The following is a 13,570-nucleotide window of genomic DNA, read 5'->3' as shown; positions in this document are numbered from 1 at the left end:
AGATTTTTAACAGACGTTGACCTTGCGGGCGTGGGGGCATAGGTGACCGGCCGTTTAACCCGCTGTAGACGGGTTCCCGCAAAAGCATAAAGGACGCTGACACCATGGCTGACGCCAAGACCCTCATTGTGCCCAATGGAGCGACAGGGGTCGTGGTTTTTGCCGATGGCAGCGCGGTGTTCGGCCGCGGCTTCGGCGCGGTCGGCGAAGCGGTGGGCGAACTCTGCTTCAACACTTCCATTACCGGCTATCAGGAGATCATGACCGATCCCTCCTATGCCGGGCAGATCATCAATTTCACCTTTCCCCATATCGGCAATGTCGGCACCAACCTGGACGATGTCGAGGCGGATCAGCCCTATGCGCTGGGCTGCATCGTGCGCGAGGACGTCACCGCGCCGAGCAATTTCCGCAATGTCGAGCCGTTCGACCAATGGATGGCCGAAAATGGCCGTATTGGCCTCGCCGGTGTCGATACCCGCGCGCTGACCCGCCTGATCCGCGTCAAGGGCGCGCCCAATGTCGTGATCGCCCATGATCCCGACGGCGCGTTCGACATCGCCGCGCTGGCCGCCAAGGCGGCGGGCTGGCCGGGGCTGGAGGGCATGGACCTCGCCATCGCAGTCACCGGCAAGGAAACGCGGCTGTGGAAGGATGGCGGCTGGACGCTGGGCAAGGGCTATGATGTCGATGCCACCGATCGGCTGGAGACGGTCGCGGCGGGCTATCCCGCCAGCGATGCGGAGGGCAATGCGCTGCTGTTCGACCAGCAGGATCTGCCGTCTCCCGCACCGCGTCCGCATGTCGTGGCGATCGATTATGGCGCGAAGAACAATATCTTCCGCAATCTGGTGAAAGCCGGCGCGCGCGTGACCGTGCTGCCCGCGACCGCGACGTTCGAGCAGGTGATGGACTTGCAGCCCGACGGCGTGTTCCTGTCCAACGGTCCGGGCGATCCGGCCGCGACGGGCGCCTATGCCGTGCCGGTGATTGCCGCGCTGCTGACGGAGAATGTGCCGATCTTCGGCATTTGCCTCGGCCATCAGTTGCTGGGGCTGGCCGTGGGCGCGAAGACGATCAAGATGCATCAGGGGCATCGCGGCGCCAACCATCCTGTCAAGCGGCTGGACGATGGCCTGGTCGAGATCACATCGATGAACCATGGCTTTGCCGTGGATGCCGCCACGCTGCCCGCCAATGTCCGCGCGACCCATGTGTCGCTGTTCGACGGCAGCAATTGCGGGATAGAACTGACCGACAAGAACGCCTTCTCGGTGCAGTACCACCCCGAAGCCTCGCCGGGGCCGCAGGACAGTTTCTATCTGTTCAAGAAGTTCGTGGCGGGCCTCAAAGGGTCAGTCGCGGCGTGAGCCAGAACCTCCCCCCCGTGGATGAAGCGCGCCTCGCCGCCGAGTGGGAGGCGGACAAGGACGTTCTCGCCAACCTCGCCGCCAATGGCGACGTGGCGCGGATCGCGCGGCCGGTGGACGTGTCCTTCCGGGGCAGCGAAAAGGATTTCGAGCGGCTGCTGACCATCGCCAGCCAGTTCGGCTTTGTCGAACTGGATCGGGAAGAGGATGAGGAGGGCGACCTGTACCTGTTCCTGGAATGCGTGCAGCCGGTCGATGAAGCGTCGATCCGCGCGCTGACCCGGAAGTGCCTCCAGATCGAAATCCTCTGCGGCGTCGAATATGACGGCTGGGGGTGCGAGGCGCAGACTGGGGGCGTGCATTGAAATACGCGCCAATCATTTGCTCTATAGTTCTTTTTGGTGGCTGTGCCGCGAAGGGTGAACTCGCTCAATCCCAGTTCGATGCGATTGCCGACAAATGCGGTCTGCCTCGATCTGCGTTAAAACTGCACGGCAAGGATGAACTTCAGTTTCAGCCGCCGCAAGACGCCAAATATGAAGCGGTGGATTGCACGCTTACCGAACTTAAAGCCATTAAGATCCCCATGAAAATGGGCTTTGTTGGCAACGAACTTTATCGAGAAGAGGCCAAATAATGCCCAAACGCACCGACATCTCCTCCATCCTCATCATCGGCGCTGGTCCGATCATCATCGGCCAGGCGTGCGAGTTCGATTATTCGGGCACGCAGGCGGTGAAGGCGCTCAAGGAAGAGGGCTATCGCATCATCCTGGTCAATTCCAACCCGGCCACGATCATGACCGACCCGGAATTTGCCGACGCGACCTATGTCGAGCCGATCACGCCCGAAATCGTGGCGAAGATCATCGAGAAGGAACGGCCGGACGCAGTGTTGCCGACCATGGGTGGGCAGACGGCGCTGAACACGGCGCTCGCGCTGTTCAACGACGGGACGCTGGAAAAATACGGCGTGCAGATGATCGGCGCGGATGCCGAAGCGATCGACAAGGCGGAGGACCGGATCAAGTTCCGCGACGCGATGGACAAGATCGGACTGGAATCGGCCCGCTCGCGCATCGCGCATACGATGGAAGAGGCGCTGGAGGGGCTGGAGTTTACAGGTCTTCCCTCGATCATCCGGCCGAGCTTCACCATGGGCGGCACCGGCGGCGGCATCGCCTATAACCGCGACGAGTTCATGACGATCGTGCGCGGCGGATTGGATGCGTCACCCACGACCGAGGTGCTGATCGAGGAATCGCTGCTCGGCTGGAAAGAATATGAGATGGAGGTCGTGCGGGACCGCAACGACAATTGCATCATCATCTGTTCGATCGAGAATGTCGATCCGATGGGCGTCCATACCGGCGACTCCATCACCGTCGCCCCGGCGCTGACGCTGACCGACAAGGAATATCAGATCATGCGTAATGCATCGATTGCGGTACTCCGGGAAATCGGCGTCGAAACAGGTGGTTCCAACGTACAGTTCGCGGTCAATCCCAAGGACGGCCGCCTGGTCGTGATCGAGATGAACCCGCGCGTGTCGCGCTCGTCCGCGCTGGCCTCCAAGGCGACGGGCTTCCCGATCGCCAAGGTCGCGGCCAAGCTGGCGGTGGGTTATACGCTGGACGAGATCACCAACGACATCACCGGCGCGACGCCCGCGTCGTTCGAGCCGACGATCGACTATGTGGTGACGAAGATCCCGCGCTTCGCGTTCGAGAAGTTCAAGGGCGCCGAACCGCTGCTGGGCACCGCGATGAAGTCCGTGGGCGAGGTCATGGCGATCGGCCGCAACATTCACGAATCGATGCAGAAGGCGCTGCGCGGGCTGGAAACGGGCCTTAGCGGCTTCAACACCGTCGATCATCTGGTCGGCGCGCCCAAGGACGATATTGTCGCAGCGCTCGCTGCCCCGACGCCAGACCGGCTGCTGGTCGCCGCGCAGGCGCTGCGCGAAGGCTTAAGCGTTCAGGAAATCCACAATATCGCGAAGTTCGATCCCTGGTTCCTGGAACGGATCAAGGAAATCGTGGACGCGGAAGGCGAAGTGCTGGCCAACGGCCTGCCGCGCGACGCGGACGGGATGCGGCGCCTGAAGGCCATGGGCTTTTCCGACAAGCGGCTCGCCTGGCTGGCGCTCAAGTCCGCCAATCTGGCGGGCAACGAGCGCGGCATCGCGCGCGGATCGGGCCTGATCCACGAAGCGGTCGTCGCCATGACCGGTGGCGTTACCGAGGATGAGGTCCGTGCGCTGCGCCACAAGCTGGGCGTGCGCCCGGTGTTCAAGCGCATCGACACCTGCGCCGCCGAGTTCGAGGCCAAGACGCCCTATATGTACTCGACCTATGAAGCGCCGATCTTCGGCGAGGCCGAGAATGAATCCGCGCCGACGAACCGGGAGAAGGTCGTGATCCTGGGCGGCGGGCCGAACCGGATCGGGCAGGGCATCGAATTCGACTATTGCTGCGTCCATGCCTGCTTCGCGCTGAGCGATGTTGGCTATGAAACCATCATGATCAACTGTAATCCCGAGACGGTGTCGACGGACTATGACACGTCGGACCGCCTCTATTTCGAACCGCTGACGGCCGAGGATGTGCTGGAAATCCTAAGCGTCGAAATGTCGAGCGGGACGCTCAAGGGCGTGATCGTCCAGTTTGGCGGCCAGACGCCGCTCAAGCTGGCGCAGGCGCTGGAGGATGCGGGCATCCCGATCCTGGGCACCAGCCCCGACGCGATCGACCTGGCCGAAGACCGCGAGCGGTTCGCCGCGCTGATCGACAAGCTGAAATTGAAGCAGCCCGCCAACGGCATCGCGCGCAGCCGGGAAGAGGCGATCGCGGTCGCCAATCGCATCGGCTACCCCGTCCTGATGCGGCCCAGCTACGTGCTGGGCGGCCGGGCGATGGAGATTGTCGACGGCCAGGCACAACTGGAGGAATATATCACCACCGCGGTCAAGGTGTCGGGCGACTCGCCGGTGCTGATCGACCAATATCTCCGCGACGCGATCGAGGTCGATGTCGATGCGCTGTGCGATGGCGACGATGTCGTCGTGGCCGGCGTGTTGCAGCATATCGAGGAGGCGGGCGTTCATTCGGGCGACAGCGCCTGCTCGCTGCCGCCCTACAGCCTGTCGGACGACATCATCGCGGAGATCGAACGGCAGACCGAAGTGCTGGCCCACGCCCTTTCCGTGCGCGGCCTGATGAACATCCAGTTCGCGGTGAAGGACGGCGTCGTCTATCTGATCGAGGTCAATCCGCGCGCCAGCCGGACCGTGCCCTTCGTCGCCAAGGCGATCGGCACCCCCATCGCCAAGATCGCGTCGCGCGTGATGGCCGGAGAGAAAATCAAGGATCTGCCGAAGATAGACCGCAACGCGATCAATCATGTGGCGGTCAAGGAAGCCGTCTTCCCCTTCGGCCGCTTCCCCGGCGTCGATCCCGTGCTGTCACCGGAAATGAAGAGCACCGGCGAAGTCATGGGAATCGACAGCGATTTCGCGACCGCCTTCGCCAAGGCGCAGATCGGTGCGGGCACCATGCTGCCGACCGAGGGTACGGTGTTCATCTCCTTGAAGGACAGCGACAAGCCGGTCATCCTGCCCGCCGCGCGCAAGTTGGTGGACATGGGCTTCAGGCTGATCGCGACCGGCGGCACCGCCCAATATCTGGAAGAACAGGGCATCGCGGTGCAGCGGGTCAACAAGGTTGCCGAGGGGCGGCCGCACATCGTGGACAAGATCACCGACGGCGACGTGCAATTGATCTTCAACACCACCGAAGGCTGGCAGTCCTTGAAGGACAGCAAGGCGATCCGCACCAGCGCGTTGCGCCAGAAGGTTGCGAGCTTCACCACGGCCGCCGCGAGCGTCGCTGCGGCCGATGCGATCGAGGCTTTGCGGGGTCATGCCCTTGAAGTGCGCTCGCTCCAGTCCTATTATCCCCTGTCGCAAGCCTGATCCCCTGCACAAGGAAGCATGCTGCGGGTGACCCGACGTTCGGGTCGCCAAAGGGAAGTTTTGACGAAGGATTTGCACTCATGGCGACCGTCGAGAAGATGCCGATGCTGCAGATGGGCTATGACAAGCTCAATGCGCAGCTCCGCGAACTGAAGGCCGAGCGGCCGCTGATCGTGGACGCCATCGAAGAAGCGCGCGCGCACGGCGATTTGTCCGAAAACGCCGAATATCACGCCGCGAAGGAACGGCAGGGCCAGGTCGAGGCAACGATCAACGACTTGGAGGACAAGCTGTCCCGTGCCCAGGTGATCGACCCCACGACCCTGTCGGGCGACAAGATCGTGTTCGGCGCGACCGTGACGCTGCTGGATGAAGACGACAAGCCGGTAAAATACCAGATTGTTGGTCAGGCCGAAGCCGATGCCAAGCAGGGCATGATCAGCTACAACAGCCCGCTGGGCCGCGCCCTGATCGGTCGGACCGTCGGCGAGGATGTAGAAGTGTCCGTGCCGGCCGGGGATAAATTCTACCAGGTCGACAAGATCGATTTCATCTGACCGTGAAACTGCCTGCTGGCCGACTGACCAACGGGATCGCGGCGATCACGGTCGCCGCCTTCCTGCTGCTCTATCTGACGGGACAAGTCGATAACGCTGCGATCGTCGGCGGCTTCATGCCTGCGCGGCTGGGCGATCCGGCGCTGCTGGAGGGCATGGCGGCGGTGCCGGTCTGGCTGACGCCGCTTAGCTGCACCTTCATCCATGCAGGCTGGCTGCATATCGGCTTCAACATGTTGATGCTGATATTTTGTGGTCGGCAGGTCGAACATGTGCTGGGCTGGGGCGGGACGCTCGCCCTTTATGTCGTCGGCGCCTATGGTGCCTGTCTGGCGCAATGGGCGATCGATCCGGGATCGACCAATCCTATGGTCGGCGCCAGCGGCGCGATTTCCGCCATCATTGCGCCCTACGCGCTGCTCTACAGTCAGCAGCAGGTTCGCGCAATCGGGCCACTGTCGGCCAATCTGGTGCGGCTGTTGTGGCTGGCGGGCGCGTGGATCGCGGTACAGTTGATGATTGGGCTGGCGAGCGGGGCGGGGATGAGCGAACTCGGCCAGATCGCGATCGCCGCGCATATCGGCGGCTTCCTCGTGGGGCTGGCCCTGACCCGGCCGCTATTGCGCTGGCGCTTCAGGAAAAAGCCGCGAGCGGTGCATTAAAAGACAAATATGTCCGCTTCGAACGAAACCGAGAAGTGGTCGGCCCAATGCCCCCCTTGCCTGGCTTCGTTCGACACGAACGGATTGGATTTTCCGGTCAGGCGGCCGGAAGTTCCGGTTCTAGCAGGCGGTGCAGATGTACGATCACATAGCGCATCTCGGCATCATCGACGGTGCGCTGCGCCGCGCCGCGCCAGGCCTTTTCGGCAGACGCATAGTCGGGGAACACGCCGACCAGATCGACCTTGCTGAGATCCTGAAATTCAAGCGTCTGCGGATTGGTTACGCGACCGCCCATCACCAGATGCATTTTGCTCATGGCGTTATCTATTCTCCTTTGGATGAACCGCAACCCTAGCAGGGCAGCACGGTCCATCCAAGGGGCACGAAAGGCTGAACAGATTGCGTTCGGCGCAGGAGCGATTAGCTTTTGGGCAATCGCGCCTTGATCGCATCGCTCAGCGCATCGACCTTCGCCGCCACAAGAGCAGTCACTTCATCGGCGAGTTTTGACGCCTTGGCCGGCAGGTCGGCCGATGCCACGCTGTCGCGCGCATCCGATGCTACGTCGGTTGCGACGTGCAGCGCGTTGGCAGCCCCTTGCTTCACTGTCTCGGCACCTTCGGCAGCGGCGGCGCGCGCGGCGACGGCCGCCTCCAACATGCGCGAGCCCGCGGTCATGGCCAGGCCCGGCAACGCCTTCATGGCGGCACGGCTCTTGGGGAACATCCAGGCGACGACTGCGCCCACGGCGACGGCGCCGGCCACGGCGACGATCGGATGCTCCTGCACGATCTCATTGGCGCGGGTGGCGACGCGCTGGGTTTTGTCGCGCGCTTCGCCATAGGCTTCGCTTGCCTTGTCGCGGCTGGTCTGGATCAGTTCGCCGGCGCTTTCGCGCGCCTTTTCGCCGGTATCCTTGATCCGGTCGGTGGCGGTCGCTGCGGCGTCGTTCGCCGCTTCACGAACGCGGGTCAGTTGGGCGCGGATATCAGCCATCGTCATTCTCCGAATTATCTGTCTGGGTGTCCTGGAAGCGAACGTATAGCCGCCGGAAAAGTGCCGCCAGCGGACGTCGCGCAAGAAATAGCCCGAAGGCGGCGGCCGCTGCGCCAATTGCGACAGGCCTCTGCTGCGCTTGCGCCGCCACATTCGCCATGCCGTTCAACATCGCGTTGCTCGCCTTGTCCTTCACATCCTGTTTGAGTCGCGCGGGCGCGACGCGCGCCTTGGCTTCCTTCGCCGCCAGGTCCAGGCGCCCACGCGCGGCATCTGCGCGTTCGCAAGCTTGGCGATAGCGGGTTTCCAGGTTCATGGCGCGATCGCCTTCTTCATTCGCGTAATACAGCCCTTGGCCGCCAGCAGCAGCAGCACGACCAGGATCAAAGCGCCGCTCACGACGATGAGGGTCGCCCAGAGCGGCGCCATCAGTTGTGCCAGGGCGATCGTCAGCCCCACCAGCAGCGCGACGATGCTGGCGAAGGCCAGCATGAGCGCCACTATCCCGAAGATCGCGGCATTGCGCACGCCGACGCCGATAATGCCTGCACGCAGCTTCTGCTTTTCCGCTTCGGCCGCGACATAGGCGCGGCCGTCGGTGTAGAGGCGCGCGAAGACGTCGCGCACGCTTTCTTCGGGCGCGCCTTCGGGCTGCCCATCGGTGTGCGGCGTTACCGCCGTATCCGCTGGCTCGTCGATCAATTGGCCCTCCGTCCCGCCGTGCAGGATCGTGCGTCGGTCAGGAAATGCGCCTTTGCATCAGGCCTTGTCGTCCGACCCCTTGGCCAGACGCATCAGCACGAAGCCGACCACGGCCGCTGCCCCGATCGCCACCGCCGGGCTCTTGCGCACGAAGTCGCGCGCTTCGCCGAGCAACTGATCGACATCCTTGGCGTCGAGCGTATCGGCCGCGCCAGCGACCGACTCAGCGGCCTGACGGGCATAGTCGCCATATTGCGGGCCGAGCTTGGAATCGACGGTGCCGGCGGTGTCGGCGATCAGTTTCGCCAGACTCTGCAAGGTCGTGCCGGTCTTGTCCTTGGCGACGCCGGCGGCGGACTTGGCGGTCTTGCCGGCTTGTTCCTTGATGGGATCGATATGCGCCTTCCAATCGACTGCGTTCAGCTTGTCGGCAGCGGCCTTGGCGGCCTTTTCGGCTTGCGCCTTGATCGGGGCGATCTGCGCGGTCCAGCCGTGGGCGGCGGCACCGTTGCCCGGCTTCTTGGCGGCAGGTGCCTTGCGCGTGGCGGCTTTCTTGACCGGTGCGGCCTTGACCGCAGGGGCCGACGGCGTCGCGATGGCGGGCTTGGCGGGCTTCGCCTTGACCGGCTTGACGGTTGCCGTCTTCTTGACGCGCTTGACGGGCGGGGTTCCCGGTGTGTCGGCCATGGTCCTCTAGTCTCCCTTTCAAATACGGCATGGCGGCCCCGAAAGGCCGTGGCATCACCGAACAAATGCATCGCGGCGGCCTACAGTTCCGTAGCCGTTACATTTTTGACCATCGGCATTTTTTGCATCTGCGCAAGCCCTGCATTGCCATTGGAGTAGGCGCTGGCTAAGCGGATCGCGCATTCCCCGGCCGCAAGCCGCCCGTTACGACGCTAAGTGCAGGAGCGATCATGACCGCCATTCTCGATATTCACGCCCGCCAGATTCTCGACAGCCGGGGCAATCCCACCGTCGAAGTCGATGTCATGCTGGAAGACGGCAGCTTCGGCCGCGCGGCCGTGCCTTCGGGCGCTTCCACCGGCGCTTATGAAGCGGTGGAAAAGCGCGACGGCGACATGAGCCAATATCTGGGCAAGGGCGTGCTTCAGGCCGTTGCCGCCGTCAATGACGAGATTGCGGGCGAACTGATCGGCCTGGACGCCGAGGATCAGGGCGAAGTCGATGCCGCGATGATTGCGCTCGATGGCACGGACAACAAGTCGCGCCTGGGCGCCAACGCCATCCTGGGCGTGTCGCTCGCCGCGGCCAAGGCTGCGGCCGACGCGCGCGGCCTGCCGCTCTATCGCTATGTCGGCGGCGTGTCGTCGCATGTGCTGCCGGTGCCGATGATGAACATCATCAATGGCGGCGAACATGCCGACAACCCGATCGATTTCCAGGAATTCATGATCATGCCGGTGGGGGCGGACAGCATCGCCGACGCCGTGCGGATCGGGTCGGAAATCTTCCACACGCTCAAGAAGGGCCTGCACGACAAGGGGCTGGCGACGTCGGTCGGCGACGAGGGCGGCTTCGCGCCCAACATCGCCTCGACCCGCGACGCGCTGGACTTCATCATGCTGTCGGTCGAGAAGGCGGGCTACAAGCCCGGCGACGACGTCGTGCTGGCGCTGGATTGCGCCGCGACTGAATTCTTCAAGAATGGCAAATATGAGATTTCGGGTGAGGGCCTGTCCCTCTCGCCGGTCGAAATGGCCGACTATCTTGCCGCTTTGTGCGCCGACTATCCGATCAAGTCGATTGAGGACGGCATGAGCGAGGATGATTTCGAAGGCTGGAAGGCGCTGACCGACAAGATCGGCGACAAGGTCCAACTGGTGGGCGACGACCTGTTCGTCACCAACCCCAAGCGCCTGGCGATGGGCATCGGTAAGGGGCTGGCCAATTCGCTGCTGGTCAAGGTCAACCAGATCGGCACGCTGACCGAAACGCTGGCCGCCGTCGATATGGCGCATCGCGCGCGTTATAGCGCGGTCATGTCGCACCGGTCGGGCGAGACGGAGGACGCGACCATCGCCGACCTCGCCGTCGCCACCAATTGCGGGCAGATCAAGACCGGTTCGCTCGCCCGTTCGGACCGGCTCGCCAAATATAACCAGCTCATCCGCATCGAGGAAGAACTGGGCGATATCGCCGTATATGCGGGACGTTCGATCTTCCGCTAAGCATCGGGAGACTCGGCTGGCCGCAAGCGACGCATTTTTCGCTTGCGGTCGGCCTTTTCCTGTGATTCTTCTGGTTTATGGCGCACATCGCGAAACTTCGTCTCCTTCTCTGGTCGGCTATCGGCCCTGCGATCGCGCTGCTCCTGCTGCTGTTCTTCGCGGGCTATGTCGTGCTGGGTTCCAACGGGGTGCTCGCTTGGGGCGATTATTCGCGCCAGTTGCAGGCGGCGAAAATGGAATTGAAGCATGTACAGGCGGCGCGGGCCGAACTGCACAACCGGGTCGACCTGCTCAATCCGCGCCGCGTCGATCCCGACCTGTCGGACGAACTGATCCGCCGTCAATTGGGCGTTATCCATCATGACGAAGTGGTCGTGCCACTAAACTGAGCCGGGTCATCCTGCGCAGGCGCATGAAATGATTTTGCGTTGAAAATGCCGTCTCGGTAATTTTGCTGCGAGCCTTGCGAGGCCACCTTCGCAGATGCGCCCCGCGTCATCAATTTTTGGCCGCAGCTATTGGTTCTGCCCGGATTCCGCGGGGTCCGCCGTTGCAATATATGCAACTCTGCCGCTATATCGGCCTTCCTTCCATCCTACCCCCACGCAAAAGGATAAGAGCCTTGGCGAAACCAACGACGCCGCGTCCTTCACGCGCAACGGCAAAGGCGGCTGCACCCGCTGCCGGCGCGGACCATAACCGGCCTCGCCCCCAGACCCCGACCGATTACAAGGCCAGCAAGGACGAACTGCTGGAATTTTATCGGCAGATGGTCCTCATCCGCCGCTTCGAGGAAAAGGCCGGCCAATTGTACGGCCTGGGCCTGATCGGCGGCTTCTGCCACCTCTATATCGGTCAGGAAGCGGTCGCGGTGGGCATCCAGTCGGCATTGAAGCCCGGCAAGGACAGCGTCATCACCGGCTATCGCGATCACGGCCACATGCTTGCCTATGGTATCGACCCCAATGTCATCATGGCCGAACTGACCGGCCGCGAAGCCGGCATTTCGCGCGGCAAGGGCGGTTCGATGCACATGTTCAGCGTCGAACATAAATTCTTCGGCGGCCATGGCATTGTCGGCGCGCAGGTGTCGTTGGGCGCGGGGCTGGGCTTTGCGCATAAATATAATGGCGATGGCGGTGTGTGCGTCGCCTATTTCGGCGACGGCGCGGCCAACCAGGGCCAGGTCTATGAATCGTTCAACATGGCCGAGCTGTGGAAGCTGCCGATTATCTTCGTGATCGAGAACAACCAGTACGCGATGGGGACCAGCGTCAATCGCTCTTCGGCGGAAGACCAGCTCTATCGCCGTGGCGAGAGCTTCCGCATCCCCGGCCTCCAGGTCAACGGCATGGATGTGCTGGCGGTGCGCGGCGCGACCGAAGAGGCGCTGAAGTGGGTGCAGGAGGGCAATGGCCCGATCCTGCTGGAAATGAAGACCTATCGCTATCGCGGCCACTCCATGTCCGACCCGGCCAAATACCGGTCGCGCGAGGAAGTGCAGGCGATGCGCGACAAGTCCGATCCGATCGAAGGCGTGAAGAAATATCTGATCGAGGCCGGCGTCAGCGAGGACGACATCAAGGTGATCGACCAGGATATCCGCAAGACCGTCGCCGAAGCGGCCGATTTCGCGGAAACCTCGCCAGAGCCTGAACTGTCCGAACTCTATACCGACGTGCTGGTGGAGCAATATTAATGGGTATCGTAATCAAGATGCCGGCGCTCTCGCCGACGATGGAAGAGGGCACGCTGGCCAAATGGCTGGTGAAGGAAGGCGATGAGGTCAAGTCCGGCGACATCCTCGCCGAGATCGAGACCGACAAGGCGACGATGGAATTCGAAGCCGTCGACGAGGGTAAGATCGGCAAGATCATGATCGCCGAAGGCACCGAAGGCGTGAAGGTCGGCACCGTGATCGCCGAGATGGCGGGAGAGGGCGGTGAAGAAGCCGCGCCGGCGCCCAAGGCCGAAGCGCCCAAGGCGGAAGCCGCGTCAGCGCCCAAGAAGGCCGAAAGCGGCACGTCCAAGCTGGCTAGCGACGTCAAGGCGTCGGTCCAGGACCCCGCCATTCCGGAAGGCACCGAGTTCGTCAAGACGACCGTGCGCGAAGCGCTGCGCGACGCCATGGCCGAGGAGATGCGCAAGGACGAGCGCGTCTTCGTGATGGGCGAGGAAGTTGCGGAATATCAGGGCGCCTATAAGGTGACCCAGGGCCTGCTCGACGAATTCGGCGACAAGCGCGTCATTGACACGCCGATCACCGAATATGGCTTTGCCGGCATCGGTGCGGGTGCGGCGATGGGCGGCCTGCGCCCGATCGTGGAGTTCATGACGTTCAACTTTGCCATGCAGGCGATCGACCACATCATCAACTCGGCCGCCAAGACCAATTACATGTCCGGCGGCCAGATGCGCTGCCCGATCGTGTTCCGCGGTCCCAACGGCGCGGCGAGCCGCGTCGGCGCACAGCACAGCCAGAATTACGGTCCCTGGTATGCCGCCGTCCCCGGCCTGATCGTCATCGCACCTTATGATGCCGCCGACGCGAAGGGCCTGCTGAAAGCCGCGATCCGCTCGACCGACCCGGTCGTGTTCCTGGAAAATGAACTTCTCTACGGCCGCAGCTTCGACGTGCCCAAGCTGGACGATTATGTCCTGCCGATCGGCAAGGCGCGGATCATGCGTCCGGGCAAGGATGTGACGCTGGTCAGCTATTCGATCGGCGTGGGGCTGGCGCTGGACGCGGCGGAAACGCTGGCGGGTGAGGGCATCGACGCCGAAGTGATCGACCTGCGGACGCTGCGCCCGCTCGACACCGCGACGGTGCTGGAAAGCCTGAAGAAGACCAACCGCCTGGTGGTGGTGGAAGAAGGCTGGCCGACCTGCTCGATCGCGTCGGAAATCGCTGCCGTGGTCATGGAGCAGGGCTTCGACGATCTCGACGCCCCGGTCCTGCGCGTCACTAACGAAGACGTGCCGCTGCCCTATGCCGCGAACCTCGAAAAGGCCGCATTGATCGACGCGAGCCGCGTCGTCGCGGCGGCCAAGAAGGTCTGCTACAAGTAAGCACGCATCAAAAATGAGAATGAAGGGCGGCTGGAAAGGCCGCCCTT

At 63.0% G+C, this 13,570-nt stretch carries 15 protein-coding genes; 10 read left to right on the top strand and 5 right to left on the bottom strand.

Features of this window, described 5'->3' with window-relative positions; translation table 11 throughout:
* The first annotated feature begins 104 nt into the window (after positions 1-104).
* From carA to SBA_RS15305, 6 genes are all read left to right on the top strand, one after another.
* Positions 105-1,370: a glutamine-hydrolyzing carbamoyl-phosphate synthase small subunit gene (gene carA, locus SBA_RS15330; protein WP_261935039.1), complete on the top strand. Its 1,266-nt coding sequence runs from the start codon at positions 105-107 to the stop codon at positions 1,368-1,370.
* Positions 1,367-1,735 carry a ribonuclease E inhibitor RraB gene (locus tag SBA_RS15325; protein WP_261935038.1) on the top strand — a complete coding sequence of 123 codons (369 nt, stop codon included), beginning with the start codon at positions 1,367-1,369 and terminating at the stop codon, positions 1,733-1,735. Before carA ends, SBA_RS15325 begins: the two co-directional genes overlap by 4 nt.
* Positions 1,732-2,007, top strand: coding sequence for a hypothetical protein (locus tag SBA_RS15320; RefSeq protein WP_261935037.1), 276 nt, complete (start codon positions 1,732-1,734; stop codon positions 2,005-2,007). The genes SBA_RS15325 and SBA_RS15320 overlap by 4 nt, the downstream gene beginning before the upstream one ends.
* Positions 2,007-5,342: a carbamoyl-phosphate synthase large subunit gene (carB, locus tag SBA_RS15315; protein WP_261935036.1), complete on the top strand. Its 3,336-nt coding sequence runs from the start codon at positions 2,007-2,009 to the stop codon at positions 5,340-5,342. The genes SBA_RS15320 and carB overlap by 1 nt, the downstream gene beginning before the upstream one ends.
* 80 nt (positions 5,343-5,422) lie before the next feature.
* A complete protein-coding gene (greA, locus tag SBA_RS15310) occupies positions 5,423-5,899 on the top strand; it encodes a transcription elongation factor GreA (protein ID WP_224549231.1) in 477 nt (158 codons plus the stop codon).
* A gap of 2 nt (positions 5,900-5,901) precedes the next feature.
* The gene (locus tag SBA_RS15305) at positions 5,902-6,561 is read left to right on the top strand and encodes a rhomboid family intramembrane serine protease (RefSeq protein ID WP_224549230.1); all 660 of its coding nucleotides are present in this window, start codon (positions 5,902-5,904) and stop codon (positions 6,559-6,561) included.
* A 97-nt stretch (positions 6,562-6,658) separates the two neighbouring features.
* On the opposite strand, the gene SBA_RS15300 is transcribed toward SBA_RS15305, so the two are convergent.
* From SBA_RS15300 to SBA_RS15280, 5 genes are all read right to left on the bottom strand, one after another.
* Entirely contained in the window at positions 6,659-6,880 is a 222-nt protein-coding gene (locus tag SBA_RS15300) for a DUF4170 domain-containing protein (protein WP_004211788.1), read from the bottom strand.
* Between the two features lie 104 nt (positions 6,881-6,984).
* Entirely contained in the window at positions 6,985-7,560 is a 576-nt protein-coding gene (locus SBA_RS15295; protein ID WP_261935035.1) for a hypothetical protein, read from the bottom strand.
* On the bottom strand, positions 7,553-7,876 hold the full coding sequence (locus tag SBA_RS15290; RefSeq protein WP_261935034.1) for a hypothetical protein: 324 nt from the start codon (positions 7,874-7,876) through the stop codon (positions 7,553-7,555). Before SBA_RS15290 ends, SBA_RS15295 begins: the two co-directional genes overlap by 8 nt.
* Positions 7,873-8,262 carry a hypothetical protein gene (locus SBA_RS15285; protein WP_261935033.1) on the bottom strand — a complete coding sequence of 130 codons (390 nt, stop codon included), beginning with the start codon at positions 8,260-8,262 and terminating at the stop codon, positions 7,873-7,875. The genes SBA_RS15290 and SBA_RS15285 overlap by 4 nt, the downstream gene beginning before the upstream one ends.
* Positions 8,263-8,319: 57 nt before the next feature.
* A complete protein-coding gene (locus SBA_RS15280) occupies positions 8,320-8,949 on the bottom strand; it encodes a hypothetical protein (RefSeq protein ID WP_261935032.1) in 630 nt (209 codons plus the stop codon).
* A gap of 230 nt (positions 8,950-9,179) precedes the next feature.
* On the opposite strand from SBA_RS15280, the gene eno reads away from it, so the two are divergent.
* From eno to SBA_RS15260, 4 genes are all read left to right on the top strand, one after another.
* Positions 9,180-10,454: a phosphopyruvate hydratase gene (eno, locus tag SBA_RS15275; RefSeq protein WP_261935031.1), complete on the top strand. Its 1,275-nt coding sequence runs from the start codon at positions 9,180-9,182 to the stop codon at positions 10,452-10,454.
* Between the two features lie 77 nt (positions 10,455-10,531).
* Positions 10,532-10,843 (top strand): FtsB family cell division protein, encoded by a 312-nt coding sequence (locus SBA_RS15270; RefSeq protein WP_261935030.1) that lies wholly within the window; start codon positions 10,532-10,534, stop codon positions 10,841-10,843.
* A 233-nt stretch (positions 10,844-11,076) separates the two neighbouring features.
* Positions 11,077-12,153: a pyruvate dehydrogenase (acetyl-transferring) E1 component subunit alpha gene (gene pdhA, locus SBA_RS15265; RefSeq protein WP_066603179.1), complete on the top strand. Its 1,077-nt coding sequence runs from the start codon at positions 11,077-11,079 to the stop codon at positions 12,151-12,153.
* Positions 12,153-13,523, top strand: coding sequence for a pyruvate dehydrogenase complex E1 component subunit beta (locus tag SBA_RS15260; RefSeq protein WP_224549220.1), 1,371 nt, complete (start codon positions 12,153-12,155; stop codon positions 13,521-13,523). The genes pdhA and SBA_RS15260 overlap by 1 nt, the downstream gene beginning before the upstream one ends.
* The last annotated feature ends 47 nt before the right edge of the window (positions 13,524-13,570 follow it).

The sequence above is a fragment of the Sphingomonas bisphenolicum genome (assembly GCF_024349785.1).
Lineage (GTDB): Bacteria > Pseudomonadota > Alphaproteobacteria > Sphingomonadales > Sphingomonadaceae > Sphingobium > Sphingobium bisphenolicum.
This window is presented reverse-complemented; position numbering and strand designations above follow the sequence as displayed.